Source organism: Peribacillus sp. NPDC060253 (assembly GCF_042727425.1).
GTDB lineage: Bacteria > Bacillota > Bacilli > Bacillales > DSM-1321 > Peribacillus.
In genome coordinates, this window is sequence record NZ_JBHXAS010000109.1 from 1 (window position 1) to 15,376 (window position 15,376).

Consider the following 15,376-nt stretch of genomic DNA (forward strand, 5'->3'; position numbering starts at 1 on the left):
AAATGTTTGACTTGCTCATTTTGCTTTTTTGATAGTGTGTGCTCACTTAAAATTTAACGTTGGCGCTTTGTTTTGTTCAGTTTTCAAAGAGCAATTACTCGCTATCTCTCTTAGCGACTTTAATATCTTAACACCTTATCGCTACTTCGTCAATAAGTTTTTTCAAAAAAGTTTTTTTCACTCTTTTTCGAAAGCCCTTATGTTGCAGCAACTTTTATAATATACCAGCGTATAAATTAATAGTCAATAGATTTTTTGATTATTATTCACATTTAAATATCATGACTGATTCCTTTTGGCTAAGTTTGTTTTCACCCTCATATACATCAGGCATTCCTCCTCAGTACTTACCCTTTTAAACAGCCTGAAAAGGATATTATATTTTTCACTTATTGCCCTTTTGACTAAGTGATCAATTCTTTCATCCTGCAAATCGAATAGTATTTCATCCATCTCTCTTTTTAACAAGTACTCCAATTCCATCTTTTCTTTATCATTAATCAATAAACCGAGCATGATTCACACCTCCACCAGACATCTTTCCCCATTCCCAACGATTTTATGAAGTTTCAATAGATTTTTTTGCATAACAAAAATCCTCGTGCATAAATTTGAAGACAAGAGTCTTTTGGACAAGGGGATGGATTTATGAAATTTTTCATGGTGCTTCAAGCAAAGAACATCAAATATTATTCGTTAATATTACTAACGGCATTGTTTACCGCTTGGTTCCTTTTTGTACAAAACATTCTTCATGCCCCTGTTTTTTCTACAGAGGATGGACCAAAAGCGGTTTATAAAGGGGAAAAGAATGTCGCGATTACGTTCAATATTGGCTGGGGTGACGAGAAAGCAGCTCCGATAATAGAAACATTAAAAAGGGAAAAAATTAAATCAGCCACTTTTTTCCTTTCCGGATCGTGGGCTGAGCGTCATCCAGAAATAGTAGCGGAAATCGGGAAAGAAGGATATGAAATCGGTATGCTTGGTTACGATTATAAAGATTACTCCGAAATGGAAGATCAAGAAATCATCCGGGATATATCTAAAGCACAGGAAGTATTTAAAAAACTGAATGTGAAGAATATAGAACTTTTACGGGCGCCCACCGGTCATTTTGATAAACGTCTTTTAAAGATCAGTGAGAATTTTGGGTATACTGTGGTTCACTGGAGCATCGATTCAAAGGATTGGACCAATCCAGGTGTGGATCGGATCGTCCAAAACATCAACAAGGCCCAAAAAGGGGATATCATCTTGTTACATGCATCTGACTCAGCAAAACAAACGAATAAGGCACTGCCAGAACTATTAGATGAACTTCGCTCCAAAAATTTAAACTTCGTTAACGTCTCAGAAATGATTTCCAATTCATCAGCAAGCAGTGAGGAAATTCACTAACACCCTTCAATGAATAATATTGCAAAAAACGGAAAACTGCGTACCAATGGTCCCCCTAACCATTAGTACGCAGTTTTTATGTTGACTTCCTTATGTATGGTCCAACTTACAAATAGCTTAGCTACCCTTACCTAATTCGCCCGCTTTCATTTTCTTTTCCTTCGTTCCAGTTGGCTTATGTGCTCTTTTACTAGCTAATTCTTTTTGAGAACGTTCGATCAATTTGCCTAAAATCAATAATTGATAAGCATTGCAGAACAGCAACGGAAACAGCATGAAGTAAAGCCAGCCTTCAACGTTGGTTTTCAGAACGGGCACCCACTCCAATACCGTGACCACGACCATGAAAAACAAGGCAGGCATAAAGGACTGGGCATTCGTCTGTTTCATTTTGAAATAAGCTGTAATCAGCCCTGCGGCCAATACGACCAATGCTAACACGATGTAGGAACTAATCCCCTCGCCTGAACCAAAGCTAAGATACCGCAGATAAACTAGATCAAATACAACAAAAAGGATAAGTACAAGTTGAACGGCATTCCATAAGGAAGCGCTTTTAAATATTCCCAGACCAAAACGATGGATCGTTAAATAAGCAAAAAAGCCAGCTTGGCTTATGACACTAAAAATTAAGCCAACACCGAATAACCAAATAAAAGTAGATAGGATGGCACTGACTTCAAAAGAAGAAAAATAAGGCTTGAACTCACTCCATCGAGCCAAGAACCCTACAACTCCGCCCGTTACACCACCGATAAGCAATGTTGTTAAAAACAATTTAACTAAATTACGGCTGTTCATTGTTTTCCTCCATACATTTCTATTTCATTTCCTTAATTGTACCAACCAAATTTGGAAAAATCCACTTATTCCACCATAGAATAATATCGCCGATTGGAACCATATTAACATTAAGAAGGATGAAAGGGGCCCTGCGTATGAGAGTGGGAGTTGCTTTGCTTTTCACGTCATTCTTACTCGTTTGTTCCGGTTGTGCTCAAAATGGAACAGGTGCAGATAAAATGGAGTATGAAGAGACAAAGAAAATGGTCGTCGATATCTTGAAAACAGATGATGGAAAAAAAGCCATCCAGGATATCATTTCCGATGATAAAACGAAGGCTGAACTTATTATGGATTCTGATGTCATAAAGAAGTCCATTGAAGATATGATCACTTCAGATAAAGGAAAGGAATTTTGGAAAAAGACATTTAAGGATCCTGAATTCGCTTCCGCTTATGCTAAAGCTCTAGAAGACGAACATAAAAAGCTATTGAAGGATTTAACCGCTGATCCGCAGTATCGCGGAATGATCATGGATATATTGAAAGAACCGGATATGGAAAAAGAAATGAATAAATTATTAAAAACCAAGGAAATGCGTTCCGTCTATAAAGAGCTGATCATCGAAACAATGGAGAGTCCTCTCGTTCAAGCAAAAATACAAGAGAGATTGGATAAAGCAGCTACTAAAGCCGTAGAGAAGGAAAATAAGGATAAAAAGGCGAAGGAATGAAATAAGGCTGATTCCCAATGGAATCAGCCTTCATTTTATTGTAGCTTTTCTATGACCTTTTTCGCGATATCCTCGTAAATCCTGCCTAACCTATGATCTGCTGCGTAAATGGATGGAGCAAAATCCTCTTCGTTCCAATCTGGCTGTTGCAGGGGCAGTTGACCTAAAACTTCTGTACGAAGCTCTTCTGCAAGCTTTTTGCCGCCGCCTTTTCCAAATACATATTCTTTTTCACCGGTCGTTTTACTTTCGAAGAACGACATATTCTCAATGACACCAATGACTTCGTGTTCTGTCTTGATGGCCATTGCACCCGCTCTTGCAGCAACGAAGGCTGCGGTTGGATGAGGTGTCGTAACGATGATTTCTTTACATGAAGGGAGCATCGTATGCACGTCCAATGCAACATCGCCCGTACCCGGTGGTAAGTCAAGGACTAAATAGTCCAACTCTCCCCATTCCACTTCATTAAAGAAACTGTTCAACATTTTACCCAGCATCGGTCCTCTCCAGATGATGGGCGCGTTATCTTCTACAAAAAAGCCCATTGAGATAACTTGAACGCCAAATCGTTCCACAGGTATGATTTTCTCCCCGCGAACAACCGGTCTTTTTGTTATCCCCATCATATCCGGTACGCTGAATCCATAAATATCGGCGTCAACCAGTCCAACCTTTTTACCTAAACGAGCAAGTGAAGTGGCGAAGTTCACTGAAATCGTTGATTTACCCACTCCGCCTTTACCACTGGCAATCGCAATAAATTGTGTTTTGCTGTTAGGTCCTAGTAAACCTTGGTCAACTTCATCCTGCGGCATATTCTCACGGTGTTTAGCCAACTCGTCTTCAGAAAGTTCCGTGAAGCGGATACCTACTGATTCAGCTCCGTTCGTTTTCAGTAAGTCCACCACTTCCGTTTGCATTTGCATTTGCTCGGCAGTCCCCGTTTTTGCAATCGCAAGTTTAACGCTTACATGATTCTTTTCAGGCTTTATTTTAATTTCTATAATTCCATTAGAATCTTCAAGGCTTTTATGTAGAAAAGGGTCTTTAAGATCCTTTAATAAATTCAGTACTTTCTCTTCTGTTAGCAAGTCGAGCACCCCTTTGAATTCGTTTTATTTTCCCATTTCAGTATACCATATTACCGAAAGAAAGCTTATAATCCTGCCCTGTATTCGTTTTCCTGAATTTTCCCCAAAAATAAAAAGGCCTTGTACCCTACAAGACCCAGAAATCACTTTTCATCCGATAGTTTCTCCTCTGTGAAGTAACGTAAAATCCCCATATAAATCGAACTGGCAATCTTATCTTGATACCCATCACTGATAAGGCGTTCCCTTTCTTCTGTATTGGAAAGGAAGCCTATTTCCACAAGTGCTCCCGGTTTCTTGGCATTATTCATCAAATACACATGATTTATCGTTTTTGCGTCACGCTTTGTATTTTCAAGATTTCTTATGATTTCGGTCTGTATGAATTTTGCCACCTGCTCATTTTCCTCAAACCTGTTCGTATAGAAGGTTTGTGCTCCCTTCGATGATGCTGAGGGAAAAGAATTCAAATGAATGCTTAAGAATAAGTCCGCTTCCGAATCATTGATCATTTCAACCCGATTTCGTAAGTCTTCCTGTTTTCGCTGACGTATTCCTTTCGTTTTACTATGCGCCAGATCCTCGTCCTTCTCACGCGTCATGATAACCAGGGCACCCTGTTCCTGTAAATAGTCCCGGACCTTTAATGAAACGGATAGGGCTATTTCCTTTTCCATTACCTCTTGTACATTTGCCCCGCCATCCATACCCCCATGTCCGGCGTCCAGAACGATTACCTTACCTGCCAAAGGAAGGTTCCAGGAGTCCCAAGAATCATCTTCCACAAATTTAAAAGTTACAATTAAAAAAAGGACAAACAATCCCATTGCGATTCCTGTATATTTCAGCTTTCTGCGCATGACCGTTCTCCTTCCATTATCCCTCTATTAAAAAGTATGGGACAAACCATGGAATTAGAACAAACAATGGAATTTTTGCCTTCTTAATGCAGTTTCATTTTATAACGTTTTTCACCAGTCTTAAAACCGTCCACCCACCACTCTCCTACAAATCCCTCACAACAATAAAACAAACCTTCATTGAAAGCGTTATTCGCTGTGACTTCCCGCCAATACAAAATGAAGTTAAAAAGAGTATCGATCAAAAACTTCTCTTCCTTCCGGCACCGGAACCTTACATCGTCCTCTGACTCACCATAATAACCAAACTTACTATAGTTAGCTCCTAATAAATATGCCTCGATGGCCACATCAAAGTAGCTTTCCTCCAAGACTTCCATGAAATCCTGTCCAAAGTAACGCTGAATCCTACTCTTCATATCAGCAATAGAAAGGTCCCTGAGTAGCCTACGTTCGAACTTCAATTGCCTTTCCCTTTGCATCTCCTGTAAACCTAATATCACAGTCATTTTTCACCTCCGGGGCCAGACCCCATTTCCCAAATTATTTCCCGAGACATAATTTAGTTTTTGCGTTATACCATGAACCATTCATTGATTGTATTGGCAAAAAATAATGAGGATAAGTTCAGAATGTGTATTGAAGAAAAACATGAAGGATGCGATTTGTTAACAGATTTCTTCTTTTAAAGACAGACTGCACCATTTCGGGTTCTTCGTCGGGATACATGCAATGATTCTTCCCCATTGTCCTTCAACGGCTTACATCCCTGCAGCTATTTTAAAGGCACTCAGGAGCTTTCTTGTGGGGCTTATCCTTTATATGAATAAAAAACAGAACCTAGGCAGTTAAGACTAATCAAGAATATAAAGCTCAGGCTCAGGCTCATCCTTTAAGCTGTGCTTTTTTTTGAAATACATCTTTAACTCCCTATAATTTGCTGCTCAGGGTGCTTCCCGAGGTTGTCCTTACCGACTCAGGTCGCTCACTGCCCGTGCCTCGCAGGTTATTCATCAGAACATCATTGCCTGCCCTTTATCAGCTACTCTATAGGCTATGCCCTGCAAGAGATACGCTTCTCCAAAACCGATAATACATCTGACTTTCTTTCTCTTCGACCCAAATGATGGAAAACTATTAATGCAAATACCAAGAGTTAGGATTATACTTGTAAGGAAATATTTTCAATTTATTGTGAGGAATGAAAGTTTTTTATAAAAGACCTACTCGTTATAGATTTCCTTGATTGGCACATGAAGTTTACGCGATTAAATCCTCGGGAATATAGTTATGGTACAATTATCCTGGAAAACAATTAGAAAATGGGGAGTCTCTTTAAAAATGTGTTATGCTAATGTACCCACTGATTTCAGACTTAATACTTGCAAATGGACGTATTAAAAACTTAAGGTATGAGTATGAATGATGCAAAACTGAAAGTAAGTGGGGCAATAAAAAAAGTAAGGATATAGAGGAAGCTCTGTTATGTTCCTTCAGATGATACGAAGGATAAAGCAGCTTAGATGGACAGGTAAAAACTAAATGGAAACATACAGAATTGCCGATAGATAGTTGCATCCAAAATTCAAACGATCCACCATTTTAATCGTTCATTTTCCCTATCTTTTAACTTACAAAATAAATGGAGTGATATATATGTCTGATCAATTTGATTCAAAAAGAAAAGCTTTTGAAATTGAAAATAATATAACGTATAACGAAGAAGGATATTATATAAAAAATAAAAGCAGCTTTATCTTTAAAAAAAGTAAAATAACGGTTGTTTCCCCCGTATACAATGCAGAAAATTTTTTACGAAAAACCATCGATTCAGTCATTAATCAATCAATTGGTTTCAAAAATATAGAATACATTCTTGTTGACGATGGATCTACGGATTCATCACGTGAAATCTTGCTGGAATATGCCGATACATATAAAAATATCATGGTTGTTTTTTTAAAAAATAATACGGGTACACCCGCCCAGCCACGAAACCTTGGCATAAAGTTAGCAAAATCCGATTATATAACTTTTCTGGATGCGGATGATTGGTTGGATAAGGACGGTTTGAAATCGTTATATACGGTAATCAAGGGTAGCAATGATGATTATATAGTGGGAAAAACAATAGAAGTGGGGTCAAAGGGCAATAAAATAGTCGGTGAATATGAATCGTGCAAGGAAAGGAGAAATGTATCTCCATTCTCCATTCCGCATCTTTTTCATCACCTAGGACCAAGGGCAAGGATGATGAAGCTCAAATTGCTAAAAGATTACAATATTCAGTACCCTGAGATGAAATTTGCAGAGGATAAACAGTTTTTCATTGACGTACTTATACATTGTAAATCGATTTCGACAACGACCCAAGTCGTTTATTATTTGAATCGAATGGATGACAATGACGCATCCCTAACAAAACAGACTGATGTCATGGAAAAAATGGATACAAATATACGAGTGATCAACTATGTAAAGAGTAAACAGTTGGATATAGAGAAGGAAAAGATGATCTTAAACAGGCTTTATGAATTTGATTCCATTACAAGATTGTTCAATCGATATCATTTCTTAAAAAGTGAAGATACCGAAGAATACTTCAATAAATTCCAGGAAGTCATCGATACGACCAAAGATTTGAGCTATGATGTATCGGAATCTTTTTTCCATCCGATCAATAAGGTTGCCTACGATCTTTTCCTTGAGGGCCGTTATGATGATATCAAGAAATTATATAAATGGGACAAGAAAGAGAAGATAAAAAATTATGTGATTGAAAATAATTTACCATATATGAATGTCCCGCTTTCCAAGGAGAAAAACAAACAAATCCGTGTGCCAATGCTCGCCCTTTTCCATGGCGGTTCATTCTTTCAAGATCGTTATACTCTAACAGTCGATATATATGGTGATCATGTTCAAAAGGTACAGCATATCGTCCTTAGAGACCGTAAAAATGTGACTCAGGAATATAAATTTCCTTTGAACGTCAATGAAAATGGAAGGGCAACTGCTGAATTGGATTTAGAGACACTTAATCAGCTTAAGTCATCAAGCTATGAAGTATTCGTCCAGTATAACGATTATCAAAAACTGTACATTTCCAAAAAGGAACAAGTCGTGTTTAATAAAAGGACATTTAACTTTTACTCGACGATAAACTCCAATCTTGGCTTTAGGATCAATTAGGATAAAAAAGGACGTCCATCGTATAAACCATCCCTTTTGCTAAGGTTAAAAAAGAGGCTAGGCTATTTTAGGCGGTGATCCCTGTATTGCACAGGGGTCATCTTTTTTATGGGTTGGAACTTTTATAAACCCAATATGTTTGTCATCCTAACGCTCGTTATTACGCCTTTGCTACACCTCCCATAAAGACATGATATTAAATTGGAGAATCTCTAAATTAACCGATACCGAACAAAAAAAAAGAGCATGTTTTTTAAAAAACATGCCCTTATAATATTTTATTGGATTACTCGTTTATAAAAAGATTGACCATTTTTGTAGGGCCTGACTTCAAGGTGAGTGTTGGATTAAACACATAGATCACTTATGATACAGTTCACCATTCACCCCTCTAACTGAAAATAATAAAAAAAAGAACCTTCAATCCAAAGATAGATCAAAAGTTCTGTGTTTTTTTTCAATGATATTTTATTATTTACTCATTTCTAAAGTAAATTTATATATTATCTCTGTTTTTCATTCACTGCCTTTTCAAACTCTTCATCGTGAAATCGATTGTCCATTGCTTAAACATTTTTCTTAAATACCTTTATTTCTACATCTAAAGAATTAATTATGGACTAACTCTTTATCGCTTAATCCAAGCGTCTCTGCTGTTGAAGTATGAATTTCATGCAGAAGCTCTGGATTTCCCATTAGTGACATGCCATAAGAAGGAATCATTTCTTTGAGTTTTGGTTCCCACTCTTTCATATGTTGCGGGAAGCATTTTTTAAATACCTCAAGCATTACGTGAACTGCAGTGGAAGCTCCCGGAGAAGCACCTAGTAATGCTGCAATCGAGCCATCAGCTGCACTAACAACTTCCGTACCGAATTGAAGCGTTCCTTTGCCGCCTTCAGCAGTATCTTTGATAACTTGCACACGTTGGCCAGCTACCACTAAATCCCAATCCTCAATCTTAGCGTTCGGGATAAACTCTCTTAACTCTTCCATGCGCTGTTCTTTCGATAACATAACTTGCTGGATCAGGTATTTTGTCAATGACATCTCTTTTGCGCCAGCTGCCAACATGGTTAAGACATTATTCGGTTTTACGGAAGTTACTAAATCGAACATTGAACCTGTTTTTAAGAACTTCGGTGAGAAGCCGGCAAATGGTCCAAATAGCAATGATTTTTTATTGTCGATATATCGTGTATCAAGATGCGGAACAGACATTGGTGGAGCACCAACTTTAGCTTTCCCGTATACTTTTCCATGATGTTGCTCAATAACTTCTGGATTATTACACACCATGAAAATACCGCTTACAGGGAATCCGCCAATGTGTTTCCCTTCAGGAATACCAGATTTTTGCAGTAAATGCAGACTTCCGCCACCGCCTCCGATAAAGACGAATTTTGCAGCATGGCGTTCGACACTGCCGTTATCGACATTACGCACTTTTAATTCCCATGAGTCATCGCTAGTACGTGTAATATTATCAACACTATGTTTATATTTGATATCGACGTTTTTAGTTTTTAAGTGGTCAAACAACATCCCTGTTAAAGCACCAAAGTTTACGTCTGTTCCAGAGTCGATTTTTGTTGCCGCTATGGCTTCATTCGATGGACGGTCTTGCATAATAAGCGGAATCCATTCCATCAGTTTTGCTGGGTCTTCAGAAAATTCCATCCCTTGGAATAGAGGGTTATTTGATAGGGCTTCAAAACGTTTCTTTAAGAACGTTACATCATTATCCCCTTGTACCATACTAATATGAGGCAATGGCATGATAAAGTCCTGCGGATTTTTTATCAGCTTTCTGTTTACAAGGTAAGACCAGAACTGTGTTGAAAGTTGAAACTGTTCATTAATTTTAATAGCTTTGCTTATATCTATAGATCCGTCTGGTTTTTCAGTTGTGTAGTTAAGCTCACACAGTGCAGCATGCCCTGTTCCAGCATTATTCCACTCGTTAGAGCTTTCCTCACCTGCGTTTTCGAGCTTCTCAAACACTTTGATTTCCCATTCCGGTACTAATTCTTTCAGAAGTGTCCCCAATGTCGCACTCATGATTCCGGCGCCAATTAAGATGACGTCTGTTTTAGTTTCTCTGCTGCTCATTTTAACCTTCCTCACTCCCTATATTTTCAGAAAGGATGTAGGCGCTTTTGCTTAGGCGTCACAGCGTGACCTAGTCACATACCTTTTCTGCTTCAATTATAACCATATCATAGTGTATTACAATTATTAATAGATAAAATTACTACAAATGCTATTTTGTTCAAATAAAGTTTGTATGAAAAAATGAACTTAAACAAATCTGCCCCGTCAGTTGAAGAAGAAAAACCAGGCGCATCGTTTACCTGAGCCTTTCGATCAAGAGCAAGATAAGATGCTGCATACTCTTTTTATAAAAAATAATTATTTAAACCCTGTACTGAGTCTTTCTGCCAACATTCCCATAACTTGAATGTTTTTTTGAAGTAATCGATACAAGCCGCTTTTCAATTATAATTCGTTCAGACTCATATGCAATCTTTTCTAAAAAAGTTTTCAAACCCCAGACGGTTTCACAGTATTCAATACCCACTTCTGACATTTTTTTAACCTAGTCAGCAAACTTAATCCATTATCCATTATATCATCCAGAACATTCGCCTGTTCCATATCCTTGAAATAGTCGTACAAGTTATAAAAGGCTGCCTTTCTTGAGAAAAACTCTTTATTCTCTCCAGATTGCTCCTGCGCCCTTTTTAAAGAGACCCAAGTGGAATGGGTCAACAATACAATTTACACGCCGGCAAGATGTCATTTTAGGCGTTTTCAGATGCTATTAACCTTTAGCAAGAGTCTTTTTAAAGGAAAAGATTTGTTTGTAAAATCAAACTGACCAATGCAACGCAAATATATCACCTTTAATGACCCAGAAAGTTACGTTCTTTTACACATGAAAAACCCTTCCTCTGAATCCGAGAAAGGGCTGACAACGTATAGATTAACGTTTTGAGAACTGAGGTGCACGACGCGCGCCTTTAAGACCGTATTTTTTACGCTCTTTCATACGTGGGTCACGAGTTAGTAAACCAGCAGTTTTAAGAGATGGACGGTATTCTGGATCAACTTGAAGTAATGCACGAGCGATACCGTGACGGATTGCTCCAGCTTGACCAGTGTATCCACCACCGCTAACGTTTACTAGAACGTCATAATTTCCAGTAGTTTCTGTTGCAACAAGTGGTTGGTTAACAACTTCACGTAATGCTGCGAAAGGAATATATTCATTAATGTCACGACCGTTAATAACGATGCGACCTTCGCCTGGTACTAAACGTACACGAGCTACTGAGCTCTTACGGCGACCAGTACCATAATATTGAACTTGTGCCAAGATAGTAACCTCCTTAGTAATTATCCGCGTAATTCGTATACTTCTGGTTGTTGAGCAGCGTGTGGGTGCTCAGCTCCAGCGTATACGTGTAATTTTTTGTAGATTTGACGACCAAGAGAATTCTTTGGAAGCATACCTTTGATAGCAAGTTCAAGCATTCTCTCAGGGTAGTTTGTACGCATTTCAAGAGCAGTTCTAGTTTTAAGACCGCCTGGATGCATAGTGTGACGGTAATAAATTTTGTCAGTCAATTTTTTACCAGTCAAGTGGATTTTCTCAACATTGATTAAGATTACATGATCACCCGTGTCAATGTTAGGTGTAAAAGTTGGTTTATGTTTACCACGTAAGATGGATGCTACTTCAGTAGAAAGGCGACCTAAAGTTTTGCCTTCAGCGTCAATCACATACCATTTACGTTCTACTTCATTAGCTTTCGCCATAAATGTCGTACGCATGGTTAACCTCCTAAAAAACTTTTTAATTTTTTATATTTATTTTCAATCACAATAAACTTCCGGGGCTTATCGTGGGATTAAAATACATACCATATTATATTAACTGCTCCCAGATTCATTGTCAAGGGAATGTTACACTAGGATAAGTTGTCTATAAAACACTTTCTGCAACTCCACGAAACGGTCAGTATAGCGTCAAGCCGCTTCATTACTGATGTCATCGGATTTACCTGTTGTAAAAAAATTGGTATCACAGAAAAATAATTTTATTTGTAAAATACTTTCCATAAATACAAGCCTTGGGCTGGTGCTGTTTTCCCTGCAAAACTGCGGTCTTTTTTGTTCAATATCTCAATTATATCCCCGGGTGCCATCTTGCCGCTTCCGACTTCCAAAAGCGTTCCAACCAATATACGCACCATATTATACAAAAACCCTTCCCCATCGAATCGAAAAACCATGAATCGATCGCTCTCTTCAAAATCGATTGCTTGTATGGTCCGAACTTTATCGACCACTTCCGTTTTTGCCGAACAAAAACTTGTGAAGTCATGCGTTCCTACCAAATGGGAAATTGCTTCCCTCATCGCATTTACGTCTAATGGATAAGGATAATGATAGGCGTAATTCCGTTGAAACGGATCCCGAAGTTTAGAGCGGTCTATGATATAACGGTACTCTTTCCCAGTCGTATGGAACCTCGCATGAAAGTCGTCAGGCACGATATCCACTTCCAGAACGACGATATCGGTCGGAAGCAGGGCACTGAACGCCTTTACCCAATTTTCAGTAGGAAATGTAAGGGGTGATTCAAAGTGTATGACCTGCCCCTTTGCATGGACGCCTGAATCTGTCCTGCCTGAAGCAGTCATTTTTATAATCGTGCCTTTGTGCATTTGAGCCAAGACTGCTTCGAACTCACTTTGTATGGTACGCTTCTCCGGCTGTACCTGATAACCAGCGAATTCCGTGCCATCATAAGCAATTACACATTTATATTTTGGCATAGTTACTCTTCCTTATTATGAACGTAATAAAAATAACATGACCGTAAGAAGACCTAGAAAGACCATCAAAAGGCTATCAATTGTTTTCCAATCCAGTTGGCGGTATTTCGTTCGACCTTCCCCTCCACGGTATCCTCTTGACTCCATGGCGGTGGCCAATTCTTCCGCTCGTTTGAACGAACTCACAAATAAAGGAACGAGCAACGGTACAATCGATTTAACCCGTTCCTTTATTGGACCTGATGAAAAATCAACGCCCCTTGCCGTTTGGGCTTTCATGATTTTTTCCGTTTCCTCCATTAGCGTTGGTATGAATCGAAGGGCAATGGACATCATCAATGCTAGTTCATGAACTGGCATTTTCCACTTTTTCAAGGGTCCCAACAGCTCTTCCATTCCATCGGTAATGGAAATCGGGGTTGTCGTCAAAGTTAATAGTGACGTAACAAGAATTAGTAAAGTAAATCTTACGGATATGAACAAACCTTGAATTAAACCGCCCTCATAGATTTCAAGCCAACCGTATTCAAAAAGCAATTCCCCTTCTTTTGTAAACAGTATATGGAGAAGGAATGTAAATACGATTAAGAAAAAGATAGGTTTTAACCCATTATAAAGATAGCGAAGCGGTATCTTCGAAAGGCTGATTAAAAGGATCGTAAATACCGCAAGTAAACCATAAGAAACGGCATTATTCGCCAAAAACGTGACACAAACAAACAAAAAAACGAGGAGCAGCTTAGCCCTTGGATCCATCCTGTGTATCAGAGAGTCAGCAGGGACATAACGCCCGATAATCATTTTCTCCAGCATTATCGATTCCCCCGTTTCATGGCTTTATCTATCTCTATCGCTAATTCACCGATATTAAGACATGGATGATCAAATCGGACGCCTAATTCCTTCTGGAGCTTAAGCTGAAAACGGACCGTATCAGGGACATCCAATCCAAGTTCAAGTAATTGCTCCGGCTCGGAGAAGATTTCCTGGGGAGTTCCTTTTTTGAACACCGTACCCTGATGCATGATAATGATGTCATCCGCGTACTTGGCTGCATCCTCCATACTATGTGTCACCAGAATTGTTGAAATGCCCCTTACTTTATGCAAATCATAAAACATGTCCATGATTTCTTTGCGTCCTCGTGGATCCAGTCCAGCGGTAGGCTCATCCAGCACCAATACTTCAGGCTCCATGGCCAGCACACCAGCAATGGCCACTCGTCGCATTTGACCACCGGATAAGTCAAATGGAGATTTTTCAAGGATCTCCTCACTCAGTCCAACTTGCGCGATGGCTTTCCTGGCCAGTTTCTTAGCATCGTCTTCAGAAACCCCAAAATTCATGGGTCCGAAACATATATCTTTTTCAACCGTTTCATCAAATAGCTGATGTTCCGGAAATTGAAAAACGATTCCGACCTTTTGTCTAATTGGCCTCAATGCCTTTTCTTTTCTTCCTGCCTCAATTGTCCGGTCCCCAATGAAGACCCGACCCTTCGTCGGCTTTAAAAGAGCATTTAAATGCTGCAGTAGCGTCGATTTACCGGAGCCTGTATGCCCGATGATTGCGGTATAGGTTCCCGGCTCCATTGAAATATTGACATCATGAAGGGCTAGATGTTCAAAAGGAGTATTCACCTGATAGCGGTATTCTACATCATCGAGTGTAATTCGCATAAATCCTTCACCAACTCTTCCTCTGTCAAATGCCCATCAACTACACGAACACCATTTTTTTGCAGCTCTTTGGTTAGTTTCACTGAAAAGGGAATATCCAGACCAAGAGCGATTAATTCTTCCTCTAATTCAAAAATATCCTGAGGCGGCCCTTCACGATATAACCGACCTTGGTTCATGACTATCATTCGGTCAGCTTTCGCAGCTTCCTCAAGATCATGGGTAATAGATATGACGGTAATCTCGTTTTCCTGTTTTAATTCCCTTACTGTTTCAAGCACTTCTTCACGGCCTCTTGGGTCAAGCATGGAGGTTGCTTCATCTAAGATGATTATGTCTGGCTGCAAGGCTATTACACCTGCAATGGCCACCCTTTGCTTTTGACCGCCGGATAGATGGTGCGGCTCTTGATTAAGAAAGGCATTCATTTTAACCTTATTTAACGCACCATGAACACGCTCCACCATAACCTGCTGAGAAACACCGGCGTTTTCTAAACCAAAAGCCACATCATCCTGAACTGTAGTGCCTACAAATTGATTATCTGGGTTTTGAAAAACCATGCCAATTTTCTGGCGTACATCCCAAACGGTTTCTTCTGTCAGAAGTTGATCATTAATTGTAATCGTACCTGAGTTAGCAAACTGAAGACCATTCAGTAACTTCGCTAATGTCGACTTGCCGGAACCATTGTGCCCGACAATCGCAAGCCACTCCCCCTGATGAATATCAAAAGAAACATCATCCAAGGCGTTACGAGACTGACCCTCATATTTATAAATAATATTA

At 39.1% G+C, this 15,376-nt stretch carries 15 protein-coding genes; 3 read left to right on the forward strand and 12 right to left on the reverse strand.

Going from position 1 to position 15,376, the window contains the following annotated elements:
- Positions 1–279: 279 nt before the first annotated feature.
- Complete coding sequence (locus tag ACFWE9_RS21220; protein ID WP_230161664.1) at positions 280–516, reverse strand: hypothetical protein; 237 nt, start codon at positions 514–516, stop codon at positions 280–282.
- A 132-nt stretch (positions 517–648) separates the two neighbouring features.
- Between ACFWE9_RS21220 and pdaB the strand changes: the two genes are divergently transcribed.
- Positions 649–1,401 (forward strand): polysaccharide deacetylase family sporulation protein PdaB, encoded by a 753-nt coding sequence (gene pdaB / locus ACFWE9_RS21225; RefSeq protein ID WP_230161666.1) that lies wholly within the window; start codon positions 649–651, stop codon positions 1,399–1,401.
- A 117-nt stretch (positions 1,402–1,518) separates the two neighbouring features.
- Here the strand turns inward: pdaB and ACFWE9_RS21230 are convergent, their stop codons facing one another.
- A complete protein-coding gene (locus tag ACFWE9_RS21230) occupies positions 1,519–2,202 on the reverse strand; it encodes a KinB-signaling pathway activation protein (protein ID WP_230161668.1) in 684 nt (227 codons plus the stop codon).
- A 137-nt stretch (positions 2,203–2,339) separates the two neighbouring features.
- On the opposite strand from ACFWE9_RS21230, the gene gerD reads away from it, so the two are divergent.
- A complete protein-coding gene (gerD, locus tag ACFWE9_RS21235) occupies positions 2,340–2,918 on the forward strand; it encodes a spore germination lipoprotein GerD (protein ID WP_230161670.1) in 579 nt (192 codons plus the stop codon).
- 35 nt (positions 2,919–2,953) lie between these two features.
- Here gerD and ACFWE9_RS21240 read toward each other — a convergent pair whose 3' ends face one another.
- The 3 genes from ACFWE9_RS21240 to ACFWE9_RS21250 all read right to left on the reverse strand — a co-directional run bounded on the left by ACFWE9_RS21240 (position 2,954) and on the right by ACFWE9_RS21250 (position 5,381).
- The gene (locus ACFWE9_RS21240) at positions 2,954–4,012 is read right to left on the reverse strand and encodes an Mrp/NBP35 family ATP-binding protein (RefSeq protein ID WP_230161672.1); all 1,059 of its coding nucleotides are present in this window, start codon (positions 4,010–4,012) and stop codon (positions 2,954–2,956) included.
- Between the two features lie 143 nt (positions 4,013–4,155).
- Entirely contained in the window at positions 4,156–4,872 is a 717-nt protein-coding gene (gene cwlD / locus ACFWE9_RS21245) for an N-acetylmuramoyl-L-alanine amidase CwlD (RefSeq protein WP_377358639.1), read from the reverse strand.
- 83 nt (positions 4,873–4,955) lie between these two features.
- Positions 4,956–5,381 (reverse strand): DUF2521 family protein, encoded by a 426-nt coding sequence (locus ACFWE9_RS21250; RefSeq protein ID WP_230161677.1) that lies wholly within the window; start codon positions 5,379–5,381, stop codon positions 4,956–4,958.
- Between the two features lie 1,147 nt (positions 5,382–6,528).
- On the opposite strand from ACFWE9_RS21250, the gene ACFWE9_RS21255 reads away from it, so the two are divergent.
- Positions 6,529–8,064 (forward strand): glycosyltransferase family 2 protein, encoded by a 1,536-nt coding sequence (locus ACFWE9_RS21255; protein WP_230161679.1) that lies wholly within the window; start codon positions 6,529–6,531, stop codon positions 8,062–8,064.
- A gap of 609 nt (positions 8,065–8,673) precedes the next feature.
- Here the strand turns inward: ACFWE9_RS21255 and ACFWE9_RS21260 are convergent.
- The 7 genes from ACFWE9_RS21260 to ACFWE9_RS21290 form a co-directional block, all read right to left on the reverse strand.
- Positions 8,674–10,176, reverse strand: coding sequence for a malate:quinone oxidoreductase (locus tag ACFWE9_RS21260; RefSeq protein ID WP_230161681.1), 1,503 nt, complete (start codon positions 10,174–10,176; stop codon positions 8,674–8,676).
- Positions 10,177–11,050: 874 nt separating this feature from the next.
- Complete coding sequence (gene rpsI / locus ACFWE9_RS21265; protein WP_034304957.1) at positions 11,051–11,443, reverse strand: 30S ribosomal protein S9; 393 nt, start codon at positions 11,441–11,443, stop codon at positions 11,051–11,053.
- A 20-nt stretch (positions 11,444–11,463) separates the two neighbouring features.
- Entirely contained in the window at positions 11,464–11,901 is a 438-nt protein-coding gene (rplM, locus tag ACFWE9_RS21270) for a 50S ribosomal protein L13 (RefSeq protein ID WP_034304960.1), read from the reverse strand.
- Positions 11,902–12,167: 266 nt separating this feature from the next.
- Positions 12,168–12,908 carry a tRNA pseudouridine(38-40) synthase TruA gene (gene truA, locus ACFWE9_RS21275; RefSeq protein ID WP_230161683.1) on the reverse strand — a complete coding sequence of 247 codons (741 nt, stop codon included), beginning with the start codon at positions 12,906–12,908 and terminating at the stop codon, positions 12,168–12,170.
- Between the two features lie 15 nt (positions 12,909–12,923).
- Positions 12,924–13,721, reverse strand: a complete 798-nt coding sequence (locus ACFWE9_RS21280) for an energy-coupling factor transporter transmembrane component T family protein (protein ID WP_230161685.1) — start codon at positions 13,719–13,721, stop codon at positions 12,924–12,926.
- A complete protein-coding gene (locus tag ACFWE9_RS21285; RefSeq protein WP_230161688.1) occupies positions 13,721–14,587 on the reverse strand; it encodes an energy-coupling factor ABC transporter ATP-binding protein in 867 nt (288 codons plus the stop codon). Before ACFWE9_RS21285 ends, ACFWE9_RS21280 begins: the two co-directional genes overlap by 1 nt.
- A partial coding sequence (locus ACFWE9_RS21290; RefSeq protein WP_377358644.1) for an energy-coupling factor ABC transporter ATP-binding protein occupies positions 14,563–15,376 on the reverse strand: 814 nt, incomplete at its 5' end. The genes ACFWE9_RS21285 and ACFWE9_RS21290, both read right to left, overlap by 25 nt.

What these genes read in the sequence shown, in the direction of transcription:
- ACFWE9_RS21220 (WP_230161664.1), bottom strand. Translation starts at nt 516, where the DNA reads ATGCTCGGTTTATTGATTAATGATAAAGAAAAGATGGAATTGGAGTAC.
- pdaB (WP_230161666.1), top strand. Translation starts at nt 649, where the DNA reads ATGAAATTTTTCATGGTGCTTCAAGCAAAGAACATCAAATATTATTCG.
- ACFWE9_RS21230 (WP_230161668.1), bottom strand. Translation starts at nt 2,202, where the DNA reads ATGAACAGCCGTAATTTAGTTAAATTGTTTTTAACAACATTGCTTATC.
- gerD (WP_230161670.1), top strand. Translation starts at nt 2,340, where the DNA reads ATGAGAGTGGGAGTTGCTTTGCTTTTCACGTCATTCTTACTCGTTTGT.
- cwlD (WP_377358639.1), bottom strand. Translation starts at nt 4,872, where the DNA reads ATGCGCAGAAAGCTGAAATATACAGGAATCGCAATGGGATTGTTTGTC.
- ACFWE9_RS21250 (WP_230161677.1), bottom strand. Translation starts at nt 5,381, where the DNA reads ATGACTGTGATATTAGGTTTACAGGAGATGCAAAGGGAAAGGCAATTG.
- ACFWE9_RS21255 (WP_230161679.1), top strand. Translation starts at nt 6,529, where the DNA reads ATGTCTGATCAATTTGATTCAAAAAGAAAAGCTTTTGAAATTGAAAAT.
- ACFWE9_RS21260 (WP_230161681.1), bottom strand. Translation starts at nt 10,176, where the DNA reads ATGAGCAGCAGAGAAACTAAAACAGACGTCATCTTAATTGGCGCCGGA.
- rplM (WP_034304960.1), bottom strand. Translation starts at nt 11,901, where the DNA reads ATGCGTACGACATTTATGGCGAAAGCTAATGAAGTAGAACGTAAATGG.
- truA (WP_230161683.1), bottom strand. Translation starts at nt 12,908, where the DNA reads ATGCCAAAATATAAATGTGTAATTGCTTATGATGGCACGGAATTCGCT.
- ACFWE9_RS21280 (WP_230161685.1), bottom strand. Translation starts at nt 13,721, where the DNA reads ATGCTGGAGAAAATGATTATCGGGCGTTATGTCCCTGCTGACTCTCTG.
- ACFWE9_RS21285 (WP_230161688.1), bottom strand. Translation starts at nt 14,587, where the DNA reads ATGCGAATTACACTCGATGATGTAGAATACCGCTATCAGGTGAATACT.